This is a genomic window from Blautia sp. MSK.18.38, from assembly GCF_024460535.1.
In the GTDB taxonomy this organism is placed as follows: domain Bacteria; phylum Bacillota; class Clostridia; order Lachnospirales; family Lachnospiraceae; genus Blautia_A; species Blautia_A fusiformis.
This window is the reverse complement of record NZ_JANFYP010000040.1, coordinates 1-17,140: the sequence shown is the minus strand read 5'-3', so window position 1 is coordinate 17,140 and position 17,140 is coordinate 1. Positions and strand designations below refer to the sequence as shown.

The window sequence follows — 17,140 nt, the reverse complement described above, 5'->3', positions numbered from 1 at the left end:
TTTATGAAATTCGCAGTGTAGTTTTGTGCAATTTTTCAAATTTGCTCATTTATAGTTTAATAATTTAATGCCCGTCAAAACCGAAAGCCATAGAGCAATAACTTCTTGGTTTAGAAATTATTAAGGAGAGAGTACATAATGGAAGATGTAAATGCAATACACAGAATTTTCAAAAATTTAAAATATGAGATGGATAATAATGGTTGGGTCTATCAATGGCATTTAGGTGATGAGCCTATAAAAGTAACTCATAAATTTTACCCACCTGTATCCTCCGAAGAAATTCAGTTATTTGAAAAATATTTTCCCAACATGAAACTTCCCGCTTCGTATAAAGCCTTTTTATCTTGTTCAAATGGAATGGAGCTTTTTTGTGGAGAAGAGGGTAGTTCTCTAGTCAGCTGTACCATCTACTCTTTAAAAGAAGCTCTTAATCAAAAAGAGGTTTGGAATAATACACCCATTTTATCTGATCCAGAATTCACCTATCATCTTCCCATTCTTTTTCTGCAAGATATAGGTGATATAACCATGGATTTACAAGCTGTATTAGAAGGTAGAGACGATTATTTATGTTATCCAGCTCCTGACACCGATCGTTTTAACCTTCCTTTTAATGAGTGGTTGGAGCGCTATATTGTATGCCAGGGACATGAATTTTGGTTTTTCTTAAATCCGTAACTACCAAAATACTTTCTCTCTATTTTTATAAAAAAAATATATGCTTATGAAAAACACTCTGACTACTAAGTTGGAGTGTTTTTATAATTCATATTATATTTATAGATTTACTCTCAGTGCTACACATTCCGGGGGTTGAGGCCGTCCCCAAAGTGCGTTTTGATGTCCAAACGCTATGCTTGCCAGATACTTCCGAACACTTTTTAAGGAAACCATACCATCCGTCCAACCATTTTATATTAATTCTCATCCATATTATCTTTCTTCTCCATCAGCTGTTTCAGCTTTTTATTTATTTTGCTTCTATTCTCCTCCTGTAATTTTCCGCAGAATAGATAGCAAAATTTCAGTGCAAACCACCAGATATACAAAGCTTTAAAGCTCTGGAATGCCTGATCATCCAGCATTCCATGTGCCACATTGTTGCGCATGTTAAATCCAAATTTTGAACAGAAAATCGTATTTAAAGCAAATATAAGGTCTTCATCCAGGCTTTCTTTTACTCCTTCCAATTCTAAGACAGCGTGCATTGGTTTTACTTCTTCAATCCCTTCTTCATTCATGTTGTAAACAGGTTCTCCACATTCCACTGCCAGATATCTTACTGCATTTTCTATCTGTGGAATCAGGATACTTAGCGCCGTCAAAAAATCTCCTGAAAAGCCAAACATAAGACCCTTGGTATACGATTCTTTTCTCCCCTCTGGAATCGCACAACTTACATCTACAATCTTTTTTACATCACTCTCTTCGATCACAAATCTGGAACGAATATATTCAAACGTATTTCTCACCAGAATCTGTGCAAAATAATCCATCTCCATGGCTGCTGTCCGCTCCATATTATCCTTAAGCGCACCTTCATCGATTGTTCCATCAGGCTTTTTCACAGGCCTGCTTTTAGCAATTAATTTTCCTCCTTTTCCAAGGATTGCCGCTGGAAATATCGTGTTCAGGATCCCAGTCCTATTTAATACTTGATTCTTTACCTTTTCTCTTACCGGAATCGGAAGAAATGAAGCAAAATAACATAATGCCTCTTCTTTATCAAGATCTTCCAGTTGGCGGAACAGTTCTTTTACAATGCCGCTGGCATCCTGTTTATCACTCCATACCATCATCTCCGAAAGGGAAGCTTCTTCTATCTGTGCTATTTCCTGCAACAGTGCCTTTCTTTCTTCTTCCGTACCCTGTATGGTCTTTAACAACTGAATAACCTCTTTCAAATAGTGAATCTTTCTCATTAAATTTCCTTTGGAAGAGGCCCCGGCATATTCAGCCTCCATCCGGATAGCCTGAATCTTACGTCTTCGTATCGCAATCAGTTTAGGTTCAGTAATACACTTTTTCTTCTGCCTCTTCTGCCAGTTATTTTTTCTGCAATAGAGTTCTTCCAACAGATCACAAAACTTACCAATGAGCGGTGCATCACAGCTATTATCATCGTAAGTTTTCAAGATATTTTCCACATAAGGGATCAGATATCCTGTATCCACTTTTTCCTCCATGGCGGTTTTTATCAAATATCCAATTTTTGCGTGGCTGCTGTTATCATACTCTTCTAATACTTTTATCAGCAGATTCTTTCGCACCTCTTCATTGATTTCCTTGCTTCGGATTTTTTTAGAGATAAACAAGATCCGGTTTATAGCCATGATATGATCTGCAAATGCACCGGTGTTCTTCAAGTGTTCGTAATAAGCCGTTTCTGCTATTTTAGCATTTGAAAAATCATTTTCCACAACCCATAAAAAATCCGATATCTTTGCCTTGTTGATCGGTGCGATGGGATAGCTTCGGATTTCCTCCAGCAATGCCTGATACTCTTCTCTATTTATATCTTTCCGATTCCAAATGCTGCGGGCATAGGAAAACGGTACGTCTTTAGGCGTATCAATCCATCGTTCCACAATAATATCCACCAGAAGATTCCTGAATTCCCCATCCATCGTTCCGCAGAAATCTGTCAGTGCTTTCTCTGCCGTTTGAAAATTAGGTCCTTTTAAAATCTCTGCAATCTGCTCTGCCATTTTTTCTGCCATACATATCCCTCCAACCTTTTTCTATAGGAAAAGTATAACGCATTTTTCTTTTTCCTGTAAAGCAGAAAGACCTGAAATTCCAGGTCTTTCGGTCATCATTGATTAGAAATTGAAATTCACACTCTATTTTATATCCTTGGAACCCATAGAAGCCGCCCATCCAGCCTGAATCCTTTGTATTACGCTTCCATCCCGTGCATCAATCGTAAGGAGTGGAACACCTGCAGCATCCATCGTTACGTCTCCCATGACCGGTCCATCCTCCCCATTTCCGTACTCATACTCTGGCTCTTTGGATGTCCAGGTTCCATAAAAATCCCACACCGGGATCAGGACTGCTTCGGTATCGCTGCCTTCACTGTCTGGCATGCACATATAACCCAGTTGTACCTTTGTTATGGTTATCTCCGCACTCTGTGCATCAATGGACGGATAACGGTAGTGGCTTCCTCCATCGACAGAGATCAGCCGATTCTTGTCTTCTGTCATTACCTGCAAAGTGATCGTTTTTTCAAAGATATCCTTGACCTCATCAAAAGGAAGTAAGAACAGCCTCTCATCGGAAGCATTCGATGCTTCTATGGGATTTCGGTGCAGAAAACTCTGAAGTGTCCCACTGCAAAAGTCCATCGTCAGTACTTCATTTTCCCATCCTTCAGACTGTCCTTCATGAAGTGTTCCATCTTCGTTTTCCCATTCAAGAGCCTGCTCATTAACAGGCAGAGAGGTTTCCCTCACATAATTAACCGGAACCCCGTCTATCATCCGTTCAAAAATGAAATCATCTTTTTCCAGGGTAGTGCTTCCTTCAGTAAGTGCTTTTGAGGAACTTTCAAATATCTCCCAGTTTCCGGACACAAGACCTGAAACCTTCTCCTTTGCTTCCTTTTCAGATACTTTCCCGCTTCCTGCCTTTATATAATTTTGAAAGCGTTCTTCCCTTTCTTTTTTCTCACTCGATTCCAGGGTCATGTCTCCACAATCGTCAAAGATAAACTTCGCTATCCCAAATCCGAGTTCCTCCACATCCGATACCTGCTCACTCTGTGTATAAGAATACCGATAGGTCAGTCCATCTACTGTATATGTCCCCGCCTGTTCGTTCTCATTCTTCTCTTCCTGCATGGGCTGTCCTTTTCCGAATGTGTCTTTTATTTTATTCTGTTCTTCTTCAGGAATCGCCACCCTTTTTACTTTTTTTAAACAGATTGCATCTACATCCGGGACTTTTACCGGTGCATCCGCTGTCAGGGTAAAATTCATCGGGGTTTCTTTATCCTCCCGGTCCGCTGATCTTAGATCTGCTTGGATTGTTGTCTGGTATGTTTCCGGTGCCTGAACCTGTTCGGCAACGATTTTCTGAACTGTCTCCTTTTTCTCTTCTTTTTTCTGTTCTGTCTGATCCTTTTCTTCCACAACAGCAGACTGGACAATACGGTCACATCCGGATAATGTCAAAAGATTCATACACAGAACGGCTCCCATAAACATTTTTATTTTCTTCATCCTTTTTCCATCCTTTCCTTTCGGTATTAAAAAAGGTACCCTCTTCTTATGAGAAAAGAGTACCATATTGCTTTGCCGATGTATTCATCAAGATGTAAACAAATTGTAAATCAAAAGATGGCTCTTACCGTGGTCCCCTCTCTCTGTTTGCTTTCGATTTTCAAGCATCCGCCATGGATTTCAGCCACCTTCACACAGAGTGCCAGCCCAAGTCCGGATCCGCCTTCTTTTCGGCTTCGTGATTTGTCCACCATATAGAATGCATCTGTGATCTTTCCCATTTCTTCCTCCGGGATCCCCATTCCGGTATCCGACACCTCAAAGATCTTTTTTCCAGCTTTCTCATAAGCCTTTACCCAAATGCTTCCACCGGCATCCGTAGCCTTTAGGGCATTGTCGATCAGGTTTATCAGAAGGCTTTCCATCAAGGCCGGATCCATTTTCATGGAAAAGGCTTCACATTCCATCTTGAGGTGCACCGCTTTCTTTTCTGCCTGTTCTTTTTCCATGTCTATGACATGGTTTAAAAGGTCACCTGCCATGGTCATTTCCATCTGTATGGCATGGTTCTGATAAAGCCCCAGCATCTGCAGCATCTTCCCAGAAAGAGCCTCCAGGCGCTTTCCCTCCCGGTTGATATGTTCCAGTGCCCGGTCTTTCTGTTCATCTTTCAGCTTTACATGGCGCAGGGTATCCGAATACCCGATAATGGACGTTAACGGGGTACGCATTTCATGGGAAAGTGCCCCCATGAGCAGCTCCTGTTTCTCTGCCACTTCCTGTAACTTCTCCATCTGTTCCACAGTTCTTCGCATCATCATATAAATAAAAAGGCCGGCGATCAGGAACACAGCCAGATAAATTCCCAAAAACCAGACAGCGGTCTGTCTCAGCTCTGCAAAAAGCCCTGTGACTTCCCGGACAGAGAGGACTTCGTATCCTTCCGGTCTGGATAATGGTTCCAGCTGGAGAAGGAGGTATTTCTGTCCCAGTTTCTGTATCTTGTAGGCATACGGATCTCCTTCATCCTTTAAGCCTAAGTTTTCGAGCCCCACCACTTTATAATCTGTCAGGTTTTCAATGACGGCATTGCTTTTTCGGTCGATCAGGGCCATGCCTTCCCCACAGCATCGCTGGAACTGAAAGCCCATATAAGCCTGCTTTCCAGTCTCGGACATCTGCTCATATTTGCTGTTATCCCAAAATTGTTCCAGGAGTATCTTGCCATTTTCCAGCTGTCTTCCGTAGGTCTCTGCAGCATTATTGAGGCTTCGTTTTCCTGTGATATAAAGACTTAGCGTTCCCACTGGGATCAGGGCACATAATAGCGTTACCAGCATAAGAAGTACCGTTCGTTTCCACAGCTTCATCCTTATTCCTCCAGACGGTATCCAAGTTTCGGGATCGTCCTGATCTCATCATAAAGTTCCAGCTTTTTTCTGAGCTGTCCGATATGGACATCCACCGTCCTGCTTTCTCCCAGGTAGTTTTCTCCCCAGACCCGTTTTAACAGTTCTTCCCTTCCAAGCGCAATATTCTTATTTTGCAGGAGCAGCACAAAGAGGTCATATTCCATTGGCTTTAGGCTTACCGGAAGCCCGTCTTTGTAGACCTGATGGCTTTGCATGTCCACCAGGATGTTCCGGACCGTTAAGACTTTCTTGGCCCGTCCCGTCCTCTCCAGCACCTTCTCAATGCGTACCAGAAGTTCCAGCATCTCAAAAGGTTTTACCATATAATCTTCCGCACCCAGCTTTAATCCCTTCACCTTGGAAGCCACATCATCCTTTGCAGTCAGGTAGAGCACCGGAAGCTCCTTCTTTTTAAAATCCTCCATCAATGCAAACCCGTCTTTTCCCGGCAGCATGATATCCACTACTGCCAGGTCCGCGTCCTCCTGCCATAAGAGCAGCCTCTGGGCTTCTTCCCCATCATACGCTGCCACAGTCTCATACCCTGCTGCCTCCAGGTTCATGCACAGCAATTCTGAAATTGCACGGTCATCTTCTATCACCAAAATTTTATTTTTCATTCCCGTTGCCACCTCTAACGCTTTTCTATAGTATAGTTTTTTATATCCCAAGTCTACATTGCATTTGTTCTTGCTTTCTCATCATTTATACGTATCAGGGCACGATAATGTGACCAGCTCAATTCAGGGCACAGTGTGTCTCGAATTAGAAAAGTACAATAAAACTGAAATTATAGATTTTTGTCCCTTTTCTTTTTGGCCATTACGAATCCAAACAGTGACATGCTCCCACCACTTAAATCTCTGATTTTGAAGTGGGGGCTTCTTGCTCAATGGCTCTACTGAGCCAAGTATCTACAAGCTATCCTCGCGTGCCCCGCGATTTTTATTAGTCCGGTTACGGACTTTTTATTGTGCTGTCATGCACATTCTGCAAAGATTCTTTTTCCCTCATTCATGATGTTAACTGCTGCATTTACATCACGGTCCATTCTGTGTCCGCATTCACAGTAATAGATCCTTTCAGATAAAGACAATTTTTCTTTTTTCTTTCCACATGCACTGCAAATCCTACTTGATGCAAAATAACGATCTACTTTTATCAGATACTTCCCGCGTTCCTCCAGTTTATATTCCAGCATAGACAGAAACAGGCCATATCCATTATCATGTACGCCTTTTCCAAGATGAAGTCCTCCTGCCATCCCTTTCAGATTCAGATCTTCCACGCATACTGCATCGTAGCTCTCGGCAAGACTGGCACTGAGTTTATGTTGAAAGTCTTTTCTCTGATTTCGGATCTTTTCATGGCACAGTGCAACTCTTTTCTTCTGTTTCTTATAATTCTGACTGCCTTTCTGACATCTGGACAGCTTTCTCTGTTCCCGCGCAAGCTTTTTCTCTGTATTTCGATAGAACATCGGATATTCAGCTCTTTTACCGGTAGAAAACACACACATTCCCTGCATCGCAAAATCGATCCCAATAAATTTTTCTGCCGGTCTTTTTTCTGCTGTTTGGTTTTCACAGCAAAACAAAAGACTGGCAAAATATTTTCCGGATGGCTCCCTGCTGACTGTCACAGATTTCAGTTTCCATTTTTCTGATACCGGACGGTGAAGCTTTATTCTGACAGCCGTCATCTTAGGCAGTTTCAGATATTTCCCTTCCAGAAAGATATTTCCATTCACCACGTTTGTTGTATAGGATTTCCTTGATGACTTCTTTGATTTGAAACGCGGAAATCCTGCAGATGGTTCACGAAAAAACTTATGGAATGCACTTTCCAGATGCATCTGTACATTTGCTAACGCCAATGAATCCACCTCTTTCAGCCAGGGATATTCTTTCTTGTAACTGGCTGGTGTGTTCCTTAACATCTTTTTTTCTTTTTTATAATGTTCCATTTTGTCAGCAAGCATACAATTATAGATGAAGCGACTGCAACCGATTGTTTTATCTATTTGCACACGTTGTTCTGCATTTGGATAGATTCTTATTTTTACTGCCCGATTTATTTTTCTCACCTTATTCCTACATATGAATGATTTCAATCATCGTTTTTTGAACAATATGTTCTCTTTTTATTATTATAATACAATTCCAACACGCGAACAAGTGTTTTCTTTTTTTGTTTATAAAATTCTTTTGAGCATTTATGCTCAGATCTACAATTCATCTCCCACCTATAGAGGAAGGAGAATTCTTGTTATATTTTGTTAAATAACTATCGTTATCAATTCTATTCCAATCGAATAATACTCCTTGTAAGAATTGATCATTCATCTAATCACCTGCCTGTAAAAAACACTTTCTAATCTACCTTTTCTTTCTCTTTGGACAAGAAGCAAAAAGAACAGAATTGATTATTCCAACTATCCACTGACTGTTTATGAGTCCAAATAATCTTGTTTGTATGTACCCTCTGAATAATACTTCTAATGTTCTCTTTGCTACAGTAAAAAAATAAAAAGAAGCCAGCAGTCAAAATCAAAGGGATCCATATCTGTGATAAATTCAGCACAATAACATTTATATTTGTTGTATAAAGCCAGCCCTGACAGAAAGCACTGCACATGATTAAGCAGTAAACTGCAAGAGCTTTCATCCCATCCCTTTTATCATTTTTTCTCAAATTACTTTCGTACTATATATTTAACCAACTCATTCGATCACTCCCACATGCCAGCTAATTCTATTATGCTTTCATCATCTCTATAAACTTTTATTTATCTTCTAACTCAAATCCGAGTTCTTTCAATTCTTTTTCGTTTCTGACATCTTCTTCCGTTTTCTTTCCAGTAATGGCACTGTAGGCTTCTTTGATTCCATTTTTCACTGCCCATTTGATGACGAAATACAGCGCAATCAAAATAATAATTGCGGTTCCCCCGCTTAAACCTAATTCATTCCACATAATCATTAACTCCTCCGATTTCGTAACTTTCAATTTATTTTCAATTTTGCAGGCTGGGATTTATCATTGAATAAAACACATCCATACTCCAACTGCTATAATCAATATGCCTGATATTCTTCCTGCGAATTTTGACTTTTGATATCCTAGAAAATTAATTGTTTCAGGAGTTGTAAATGGCAATAAAACAACATCTATACCCATTACTACAATCCCAATTCCTATTATAAAGACATTATTGTTAGAAATAATGCCATAAAACATAACTAAGAATCCCAAAATAATGCCTAATGTAAAATACTTGATTTTATGGCTGTCTTTATCCATCATCTTTTCATAATAATTTTCACATTTACTGTTACAAAATTCAAAATTATCATTGAGTTTTTTGCCACAATATTTGCATTTTTTCACACTCTATTCCTCCATAATTTCCGTTTTGTTACTAACATGATATCATATTTTTTTCTCAATTACATCCACCTAATTTTATACACTACCATTCGTTTTGCTTCTGTAACCAGCATCCTCTTGATCTTCTCCTGCAAGGTTTCCTTTGCATCTTCATCAATCGAATAAATCTCATTTATCTCGATTTTTTTCGGTTCCCGGTCAAAATGGTCAAAGACTTCTTTCCATATCTGGACGGAACATACACACTTTTCTTCCATGAAATTATTGCTGATAATTATAAAAAAAACAGAAGACCATTTAAGATCTTCCATTTTATAAACAAACCTCTATATAAAACTATATATCCTGCCCATTTTTAATAAAAACAGACAATCGGCACACTTTCGTCTATCCTATTATAAAGTTCTGCCGCTTTGTCCGCCGGAAGATTAATGCATCCATGGGATCCACCACCTTCTCGGAAACGATTTCCTCCAAAGTATGGCTGCCATGAAGCATCATGAAATCCAATCCCCCCATTAAAAGGCATCCAGTAAGTTACTGGTCTTTCATATTCATATTTCCCATTTTCCAGCATCTTTCCTTTCAGCACAGATGGACTTTTCTTGTAATACAGTTGAAAAATTCCCGGTGGTGTCTGCCGTTTTGCATACTGCATATCTCCTGACACAATATCCGATTCCAAAATGATAGAACCATCCTGATAGTAATATAAATGCTGTGCAGACAGGTCCACTTCAATATACGTGCTGCCTATATCATTCATTCCCCGTGCATTTGCCCGCATAGCGTATACCGGTTCCCGGCTTATCTGTACTCCTGCAATCATTTCCTGCATAATGGTTTCTATTTCTTTTTCCTGATCGATCTTCCATCCATAAACGGAACTATACACCTGAACAGTACGTCCGCTTGTTGTACAAAATTCCCTCTCTGTATTTACGGTATCATGTGTGGCAGCCAGCTGTGCCACATATTCTGCCACACACTGTCTCAGTTCATCCTCATTTTTTTGCAGCCGTCCTCTCTCATCAAAAATAAGCCATTTTCTGATCTCGTCTCCCTCCAATGTTACCGTTTCTTCTCCAAATATATATACGATTTTGGTCCGAATCAGATTTTGGCATTCTTCCAATGAATTTTTAAGATCTGGATCATCTTTCAGTACTGCCGCTTTTACATAAACAGCCGGACAGCTATTCAGGTCAATCGTTCTTTTTTTGCTAGCAACCGCTTCTGACAGTGCCTGATAAGCTCCATTGAAATCCAGGGTATTCCCTTCTGTTTCCGGTACGATTTCAAACTTCGAATCTTTATAAGCTACATATGCATCTTCTGGTGCTGTCTGATTCTCTTTTTTTACACATTCCAGTTTTTCCAGCTGTTCTTTTAACTTCACTTTATCATAGGTCATGTTTTCCTTGGCTGTATAATTTTGTTTTTTCCAAAATCCCCGAACCCATTTATATAGTTTTTGTTCATCCAGATATTGGGAAATACTGCCATCCGAAACATAACGATATCCGATCAATTTTCCATTGATACTCTGTGATTTCAGATTTCTTGCCTTTACTTCCAGCAGATAATCCTCTGCTTTTTTAGCAACCGCCTGTTCTGCCTCTTCCGATGTTTTTCCAGAACAGTTAATTCCATTGATCGTTGTTCCCCGAAAAAATCTGTCTGAATAGTAATAAGACATTCCTGCATAGCCAGCCATAGCAAAGAACACTATGATGACAGTGATTATTGTCCACATTTTTTGCTTTCCATTATCCTTACCGGTTATCTCTTTTCTTTTTCCCATCCATGCCCCCTGTTTTTAACGATAAACAGCATTCAGACATATTTTTTAAATCGTCTGATTTTAATATCTCCGATTTAATAAAAAATAACCAGGGCTGCTGGAAAAAACATTTTCTTTTACAAACAGTAAGCTGATTTCTACAAAACATTTTACGCTGCTCTTTTCTGCGAGGATCCGTATCAGCCGTCTCCGGTTCTTTGGGTCTAATGCTGTTGATGGTTCGTCCATCAGCATTACCTTTGGGTTCATTGCAAGGATGGTGGCTATGGCAGCTATTCTCTTTTCGCCACCTGACATCTTATAATTCTGGCGGTCTTTCAAATGTATAAGGTCCAGTTCTTCCAAGGCCTCCCTGGCAAGCTGATCTGCTTCTTTTCTGCTCTTACCATAATTTAATGGTCCAAATATCATATCTTCATAAACCGTCGGCATAAACATCTGATTATCAGAATCCTGAAACACATACCTCAGGCATTGCCGGATTCTACTTGAATTTTCCTGATTTACTTCTGTTTCATCAACAGTGATCTTTCCCTTTGCAGGGATCAGTCCCAGCATTGCCTTCATTAGCGTAGACTTCCCTGCACCATTGGCTCCGATCAGCCCCACCTGTTCTCCTTTACTGATATGGAAAGACACATAATTCAAGGCATTTTTCTCTTCTCCATATCCAAATACTACATTTTCAAATTTTATTATTTTCGTCTACACTTTCTATACAAACATTCTTCCCAGCAGCACTGTGACTGAGCATGTTCTCATCAAAATAAATACTGATACCCAGAAAATCACATATCCCCAGGATGCAAGTTTGTTATATGCTTTCTCTGCATAATAAAATTCCCCATGGAATCCCCGCAATTCCATACTTTCGTATAATGCAACTGCCCGATCCATGCTTCTTAAGAGTAGCTGCCCTAAAAAAATGGGAGGTTTCACTTACCTCCCATTTCCCAAAGAATCCTTTTATTTCAATTTTTATAATGTTTCAAGAAAACGCATGAATGCTTCTCTTCCCTCGGTCGTACATTTGTATACTCCTGCATCTTCCAGAACATGGGTAAATACGATTCCAATCTCTTTCTGAAGAATGCCATGGATGTTTTCTTTTGTGATTTCCGAATATTTCGGAAGAAACTTCTTAACCCACTCTGCATGTTTCTCAATCTGTTCATTTGAAGAAATATCTTTGCCTTCGAGAATATACTCTTCCAAAAGTTCCATCTCACCTTTTAATCTGGCCGGAAGAACTGCAAGTCCCATAACTTCGATCAGACCGATATTTTCTTTCTTAATATGATGATATTCTGCATGCGGATGGTACACTCCCAGCGGATGTTCTTCTGTTGTGATGTTGTTCCTTAATGTCAGATCCAGTTCGTAGGTATCACCTACTTTACGTGCAATTGGTGTAATTGTATTATGTGGTTCTCCATTGGTCTCAGCATAAATAAATGCTTTTTCATCGGTATAGCCTCTCCATACTTCCAGCACATGTGTTGCCAGATCTACCAAACGGTTGAAATCTTTATGTCGAATACGAAGCACAGATAATGGCCATTTTACAATTCCAGCCTCTACATCTTCAAATCCCGGAAGTACCACGTGCTGCTCAATTGGTGCTTTTGCCATTGCAAATGTATAATGTCCACCCTGGAAATGATCATGGCTTAGGATCGAACCACCTACGATCGGCAGGTCTGCATTAGATCCAAGGAAATAATGCGGAAACAGTTTTACAAAATCAAACAGTTTAATGAATGCATTTCTCTCGATTTTCATTGGAGTATGCTGGCAGTTAAACACAATGCAATGCTCATTGTAATACACATACGGAGAATACTGGAATCCCCAAGGAGTATCATTGATTGTGATCGGAATAATTCTGTGGTTCTGCCTTGCCGGATGATTAACACGTCCCGCATATCCTTCATTTTCCGGGCAAAGAAGACATTTCGGATAACTTCCGGATTTTACATTCCTTGCCGCGGCAATTGCTTTTGGATCTTTTTCCGGTTTGGACAAATTGATGGTAATATCAATCTCACCGTATGGACTGTCTACCTTCCACTTTTGATCCTTCTCTACACGATACCTGCGGATATAATTGCTGTCCTGACTCAGCTTATAAAAATAATCAGTAGCTTTCTTCGGGCTTTCTGCATATTTGTCCCAGAATTCTTTTTGTACCTGACCCGGACGTGGCATCAGACAGTTCATCAATCTGGTATCAAATAAATCCCGGTATACAATACTGTCCTCAATCAGACCTCTTTTTACGGCTTCATCCAGCAATTCGTCCAATGTTTCTTCAAGATTAACAGGTTCCTCAATGTTGTCCGGTTTTTCATAATCATCTTCATGAAAAACATCCAGCAGAAGATTTGTTGTGTAGTTTCTTTCACATTCCGGTGTCAGACCTGTTGTAATCCCATACTGTACCAGTTTTGCAATGCTTTCACTTAACATTTTTCTTCCTCCTGTGCTTCACTTTTAAATTTATATTTTTGGTAACATATATACCGATTTCCCTGATAAGTCAGCATACCTCGATCGCCTTTTTCCAATTCACGAAAATCTCCCTGTTGCATTTGAAATTCCATCAAACTTCCATCTGTCATCTCAAATACAACGCGAAACCAAGGTACATGTGCTTCAGACTGCATATGGGTATAGATTCCTTGCTTCTTTTCAACTACAGTCGCATCAACAGATTCAACTGCCGCACTGCTGTTATTGCTGAAACTTAACAACATTTTGGTAAATACAAACATCATGATTATGAGTGCTGCTATACAGATTATAAATGCCATCCTATTTCTCCATTCCAGATATTTCATCCTGGGTCTGACTTATATATTGTTCACGATAAAGATTCCGGTATTCCCTTGACGTTACTTTATATCTTTCACGAGATACCCGGTTAAATGTCCTTTGGCTCTCAACTCCTGCATCCAGGCAAATGTCTGTGATACTCTTACCAGTACATTCCAATTCATCTCCTGCAAGTTTTGTCTACTTTTTCTTCCCATTTGGCAAGTAATATACGTCTTCTGATATTATAATGTGCTTGTAAGATAAAGAAAGGAGGAAAACGAAATGAAAAGATTTAAAGCATACATCAACTACCTTATGAACTTCTATGCCAACTACTTCAGAATTTACCGCTATATGTAAAGGACACTCCTGCCATCACAGGAATGTCCAATACGGAAACCCAGTTTCAATGGTTTCCCTTATTATACTCTAATTTAGTTGCATTTGTACATGAACAGGATTCTCGAAAACATAGACAAAATTGAACAGAATTATGAAAATACTCTTACCACGTTTTTTGATTTGTAAACCACTTATTAGCAGACGGATCCGCCAATGCTGAAAACGGATTAGCCGTTTTCCTTTCAGCTTTCAATTTATCTAATTAATAATCTCTGAATTTCCATACATCTGATGGATTTGCATTTTTCATCCTCAGCATTCCTTGAAGCTGCTCTTCTGTAAACCACAGATCGTGCAGTATTTTTCCGAAATATAGAGGCTAGATATCAGACTGCTTCATTGCAATTATAAACTGTTGATTTACCAAGATTATTTACATATACGGTAATCAAGTCACCTTTCTTAAGATCCGGCTTTTCCCATATCAAACGGCTTTTATGATAATACACTTTATCATGATATGTAAAACTATATAAAATCCTGTATGGAATCTGTCTTCTATATCTTGTGTATTTTTGCAAATATACTTTTTCTACCAAGCCCTTCACTTTTGTACCATTTTCGATTAATTGTAAATGTAATTTATCAAGCTTTGCAGTATAAATTCCCAGAGCAGCACTTATTATACACAAAAGCACTCCCGTTATAGAAAACACAGTTCCCAACATGTCTGGATTCTGAATGCCTGAGTTTACTGCTGGTTTTAATATCCCAAGAAAACTTAAGACACCGGAAACAAGAAAGAATATTCCTATCCAAAAGAAGATAACTCTTAATAAATCTTCTGTATAATTAAGTTTTTTCATATTTATTTTCTCCACAAGCATTTCATCAAAATTTTTTATCCTGTTTCAATCATATCTAATTTTACTTCAATTTAGTTAAATCCTCTAAATACATTTCTGTATGTCCACACTCTGGACAGACTGCAACTTTAACATCATCTATAGTTGTCGTTTTTTGTTTTTCATCTACATCTACAACGATCCCATAGCCACCGCCATTAACTTTAAGTCTTAAATCCGCTCTCATGACTGTTCCACACTTTTCGCATTTTCTCATTGCTGTCCTCCAAATATATGTTTCGCTTTCCTATTTTTCTTACTATATAATAGCAGACAAAATATTAACCACTGAATGATCTACCGTTCATACGATGCAATGATTTCCTTACTATCCGCTATTTTATAATCAAGCGTTTCCAAATTACCAATCAAATCAAATGTCATATCCGCATTAACTTGCAATTCATCTTCAATCTTAACTGCAGACGGCTCAACTTTTAGAAATACTGTTAATCCATAAGGCTTCGTTTCAGACTGTATCTGTATGCTATCATAAGAATATCCTTCCGGATACTCTTGCCCACTTACAATATTTATAACATTCGAAGAATCTCCTATATAATCTGTCTTGTACTGTGACAGGTCAGGAGTCTCGTACAGTTCTTCTTTTCTGCCACATGCGGAAAGCAATATTGCTGATACCGTAAATAAAATAATTGGCATTACTTTTTTCATCATGAACCAGCTCCTCTTCACACTTTGATATAAAACAGCCTGCCCAATGAACCAGAAACTGCCATATATCTGCTTCTTTATTTATAAGCAAGTCTTCTGACCGCAAAGGCTGATATTTACAGTAACAATGCTCCTCTTTCATCTTTTTACACAGGTTCTACTGTTTTTTACGACATTTTGCGCTTTCCATTTTTAGTCCTTGTTTTCGCTATACTCAAGTAGTCATTTAGATAAACGAAACATAAATCATAAAAATTTCTGCAATCAAAATAATTCCTAAAACACAATCAATCATCAGGTTATATTGACCATCCGTTAGCCAGGTCTTCGAATGCATCAGAACATACTTTATACTTTTTTTTACCACTCAAGATTGTAACAGCCAGAAGGAGTATCGGCATTAAAAAAATTTCTATCTTATTGCCAAAGTCATCTGCTGCTCCATCTCCAGCAAAGTGAACGGGAATAATCTCCGGTAAGAAAAAGAAGCTTATTATTGCAATCGCAATGCCAGCGATGCAAATTCCCCATGTTAATTTCCTGCTGCTTATACCATTCATAACAGTGTCCTCCTCTCATATGTCAGATACTGGTACTTACTCAAATCCCTCTAATAAGCTTATTTTTGAGCAATTCTATAACAACCCTGCATGTAGCTACTGTTTGCATCAGAAAAACGAAATCACACACATATTTCATTCCAAATTTCAGAGAAGAACTCCCAATCAGTCCAAAGCCTATGCAAGTCGCCACTATGCTGAATATCAAAGCCAAAATAGAAATAAATATTCTATATTCTTTTTTCATATCCCTTGCCTAAATGTTCTTTTCTATTTTTTCTCGTTTCATACGTTCTTTCATCAATAAAACAAATTGAACGGTCCATATTACACACGCTGCCAAACACCCGATTCCACTGTATAATAAATCTATGGCTGCCCCGGCTACAAATGGCAGTGCCATCCACATCATCCGATTTCCATATACTCTGCACATTTCTTTTTCATCATACTGTTTTCGTTCTTCCTTAGATTTCATATTATAGCCAGACAAAAATGCAGCGGCCTTTCCATTTGATTTTACAAAGCAGATTCCGAATAAAAACATAATCACTGCCATTCCCAAATCAAAGATAACACAGATTATCATTGCAGACACCTCACTTCCCGCTCTGGCTATCAAATAAAAAAAGCCAAACACAAAAGTAAAACTTATTATGTTTGGCTAGGTTAACTTGCTATTTTTTTATCACTTCTTATGGGTGTATTATACTATATATTCCTCTATAGTAAAACAATTTTTATATTATTTTTTATTTTAATATTATATTTCTACTATCATCAATTTTTCAGATATTTTCAATGCATAAACAATGCTATTAACTACAATATTTCCGGAAAATTCATCATAGGTTTGTGTTGCCACAAAGAAACGCTGGCTCTGAAAATCAAAGCCGTCGTTCCAAATTGTCTGCTTTTTCTTTTGCCGTCGTGCGGCAGATAATCAATTCATTCTATTTTGAACTTCTTTTATGCTACCTGATGTCTGCAATAGGAATGAATCGCC

The 17,140-nt window shown here is 38.8% G+C and carries 19 protein-coding genes; 1 reads left to right on the top strand and 18 read right to left on the bottom strand.

Features of this window, described 5'->3' with window-relative positions; genetic code table 11:
- Positions 1-138 precede the first annotated feature (138 nt).
- Positions 139-681 (top strand): SMI1/KNR4 family protein, encoded by a 543-nt coding sequence (locus tag NE638_RS16660; RefSeq protein WP_147603555.1) that lies wholly within the window; start codon positions 139-141, stop codon positions 679-681.
- A gap of 239 nt (positions 682-920) precedes the next feature.
- On the opposite strand, the gene NE638_RS16655 is transcribed toward NE638_RS16660, so the two are convergent.
- From NE638_RS16655 to NE638_RS16570, 18 genes are all read right to left on the bottom strand, one after another.
- The gene (locus tag NE638_RS16655) at positions 921-2,723 is read right to left on the bottom strand and encodes a DUF4209 domain-containing protein (RefSeq protein WP_147603554.1); all 1,803 of its coding nucleotides are present in this window, start codon (positions 2,721-2,723) and stop codon (positions 921-923) included.
- Between the two features lie 123 nt (positions 2,724-2,846).
- Positions 2,847-4,229 (bottom strand): DUF6034 family protein, encoded by a 1,383-nt coding sequence (locus tag NE638_RS16650; RefSeq protein ID WP_147603553.1) that lies wholly within the window; start codon positions 4,227-4,229, stop codon positions 2,847-2,849.
- A gap of 110 nt (positions 4,230-4,339) precedes the next feature.
- A complete protein-coding gene (locus NE638_RS16645; RefSeq protein WP_147603552.1) occupies positions 4,340-5,599 on the bottom strand; it encodes a sensor histidine kinase in 1,260 nt (419 codons plus the stop codon).
- 2 nt (positions 5,600-5,601) lie between these two features.
- Positions 5,602-6,261: a response regulator transcription factor gene (locus tag NE638_RS16640; RefSeq protein WP_015525013.1), complete on the bottom strand. Its 660-nt coding sequence runs from the start codon at positions 6,259-6,261 to the stop codon at positions 5,602-5,604.
- 359 nt (positions 6,262-6,620) lie between these two features.
- The gene (locus tag NE638_RS16635) at positions 6,621-7,727 is read right to left on the bottom strand and encodes an RNA-guided endonuclease TnpB family protein (protein WP_059085798.1); all 1,107 of its coding nucleotides are present in this window, start codon (positions 7,725-7,727) and stop codon (positions 6,621-6,623) included.
- 698 nt (positions 7,728-8,425) lie between these two features.
- Positions 8,426-8,617: a DUF6019 family protein gene (locus NE638_RS16630; RefSeq protein WP_059085796.1), complete on the bottom strand. Its 192-nt coding sequence runs from the start codon at positions 8,615-8,617 to the stop codon at positions 8,426-8,428.
- A gap of 63 nt (positions 8,618-8,680) precedes the next feature.
- A complete protein-coding gene (locus NE638_RS16625) occupies positions 8,681-9,031 on the bottom strand; it encodes a DUF2116 family Zn-ribbon domain-containing protein (protein ID WP_059085795.1) in 351 nt (116 codons plus the stop codon).
- Between the two features lie 59 nt (positions 9,032-9,090).
- Positions 9,091-9,342 carry a hypothetical protein gene (locus tag NE638_RS16620; protein WP_235812351.1) on the bottom strand — a complete coding sequence of 84 codons (252 nt, stop codon included), beginning with the start codon at positions 9,340-9,342 and terminating at the stop codon, positions 9,091-9,093.
- Between the two features lie 44 nt (positions 9,343-9,386).
- A complete protein-coding gene (locus tag NE638_RS16615; RefSeq protein WP_118607972.1) occupies positions 9,387-10,835 on the bottom strand; it encodes a L,D-transpeptidase family protein in 1,449 nt (482 codons plus the stop codon).
- Between the two features lie 60 nt (positions 10,836-10,895).
- Positions 10,896-11,474 carry an energy-coupling factor ABC transporter ATP-binding protein gene (locus NE638_RS16610; RefSeq protein ID WP_235812414.1) on the bottom strand — a complete coding sequence of 193 codons (579 nt, stop codon included), beginning with the start codon at positions 11,472-11,474 and terminating at the stop codon, positions 10,896-10,898.
- A 339-nt stretch (positions 11,475-11,813) separates the two neighbouring features.
- Positions 11,814-13,304 (bottom strand): UDP-glucose--hexose-1-phosphate uridylyltransferase, encoded by a 1,491-nt coding sequence (gene galT / locus NE638_RS16605; RefSeq protein WP_015524999.1) that lies wholly within the window; start codon positions 13,302-13,304, stop codon positions 11,814-11,816.
- A complete protein-coding gene (locus NE638_RS16600) occupies positions 13,298-13,648 on the bottom strand; it encodes a DUF2500 domain-containing protein (RefSeq protein WP_173738945.1) in 351 nt (116 codons plus the stop codon). Before NE638_RS16600 ends, galT begins: the two co-directional genes overlap by 7 nt.
- 1 nt (position 13,649) lies before the next feature.
- Complete coding sequence (locus NE638_RS18305) at positions 13,650-13,829, bottom strand: AraC family transcriptional regulator (protein ID WP_110103116.1); 180 nt, start codon at positions 13,827-13,829, stop codon at positions 13,650-13,652.
- Between the two features lie 551 nt (positions 13,830-14,380).
- Complete coding sequence (locus NE638_RS16590; protein WP_148445103.1) at positions 14,381-14,860, bottom strand: hypothetical protein; 480 nt, start codon at positions 14,858-14,860, stop codon at positions 14,381-14,383.
- 61 nt (positions 14,861-14,921) lie between these two features.
- Positions 14,922-15,116 carry a zinc ribbon domain-containing protein gene (locus NE638_RS16585; protein WP_055056113.1) on the bottom strand — a complete coding sequence of 65 codons (195 nt, stop codon included), beginning with the start codon at positions 15,114-15,116 and terminating at the stop codon, positions 14,922-14,924.
- Positions 15,117-15,196: 80 nt separating this feature from the next.
- Complete coding sequence (locus NE638_RS16580; RefSeq protein ID WP_148445104.1) at positions 15,197-15,577, bottom strand: DUF4825 domain-containing protein; 381 nt, start codon at positions 15,575-15,577, stop codon at positions 15,197-15,199.
- Positions 15,578-15,873: 296 nt separating this feature from the next.
- On the bottom strand, positions 15,874-16,134 hold the full coding sequence (locus NE638_RS16575; protein WP_244094884.1) for a DUF1648 domain-containing protein: 261 nt from the start codon (positions 16,132-16,134) through the stop codon (positions 15,874-15,876).
- A gap of 256 nt (positions 16,135-16,390) precedes the next feature.
- Positions 16,391-16,723, bottom strand: coding sequence for a DUF3784 domain-containing protein (locus NE638_RS16570; RefSeq protein WP_202031316.1), 333 nt, complete (start codon positions 16,721-16,723; stop codon positions 16,391-16,393).
- Positions 16,724-17,140: the final 417 nt, after the last annotated feature.

Excerpts from the sequence above, each read along its gene's own strand:
- NE638_RS16660 (WP_147603555.1), top strand. The coding sequence starts at position 139 with ATGGAAGATGTAAATGCAATACACAGAATTTTCAAAAATTTAAAATAT.
- NE638_RS16655 (WP_147603554.1), bottom strand. The coding sequence starts at position 2,723 with ATGGCAGAAAAAATGGCAGAGCAGATTGCAGAGATTTTAAAAGGACCT.
- NE638_RS16650 (WP_147603553.1), bottom strand. The coding sequence starts at position 4,229 with ATGAAGAAAATAAAAATGTTTATGGGAGCCGTTCTGTGTATGAATCTT.
- NE638_RS16645 (WP_147603552.1), bottom strand. The coding sequence starts at position 5,599 with ATGAAGCTGTGGAAACGAACGGTACTTCTTATGCTGGTAACGCTATTA.
- NE638_RS16640 (WP_015525013.1), bottom strand. The coding sequence starts at position 6,261 with ATGAAAAATAAAATTTTGGTGATAGAAGATGACCGTGCAATTTCAGAA.
- NE638_RS16630 (WP_059085796.1), bottom strand. The coding sequence starts at position 8,617 with ATGTGGAATGAATTAGGTTTAAGCGGGGGAACCGCAATTATTATTTTG.
- NE638_RS16620 (WP_235812351.1), bottom strand. The coding sequence starts at position 9,342 with ATGGAAGATCTTAAATGGTCTTCTGTTTTTTTTATAATTATCAGCAAT.
- NE638_RS16615 (WP_118607972.1), bottom strand. The coding sequence starts at position 10,835 with ATGGGAAAAAGAAAAGAGATAACCGGTAAGGATAATGGAAAGCAAAAA.
- galT (WP_015524999.1), bottom strand. The coding sequence starts at position 13,304 with ATGTTAAGTGAAAGCATTGCAAAACTGGTACAGTATGGGATTACAACA.
- NE638_RS16600 (WP_173738945.1), bottom strand. The coding sequence starts at position 13,648 with ATGGCATTTATAATCTGTATAGCAGCACTCATAATCATGATGTTTGTA.
- NE638_RS16590 (WP_148445103.1), bottom strand. The coding sequence starts at position 14,860 with ATGAAAAAACTTAATTATACAGAAGATTTATTAAGAGTTATCTTCTTT.
- NE638_RS16585 (WP_055056113.1), bottom strand. The coding sequence starts at position 15,116 with ATGAGAAAATGCGAAAAGTGTGGAACAGTCATGAGAGCGGATTTAAGA.
- NE638_RS16580 (WP_148445104.1), bottom strand. The coding sequence starts at position 15,577 with ATGATGAAAAAAGTAATGCCAATTATTTTATTTACGGTATCAGCAATA.
- NE638_RS16575 (WP_244094884.1), bottom strand. The coding sequence starts at position 16,134 with ATGAATGGTATAAGCAGCAGGAAATTAACATGGGGAATTTGCATCGCT.
- NE638_RS16570 (WP_202031316.1), bottom strand. The coding sequence starts at position 16,723 with ATGATAATCTGTGTTATCTTTGATTTGGGAATGGCAGTGATTATGTTT.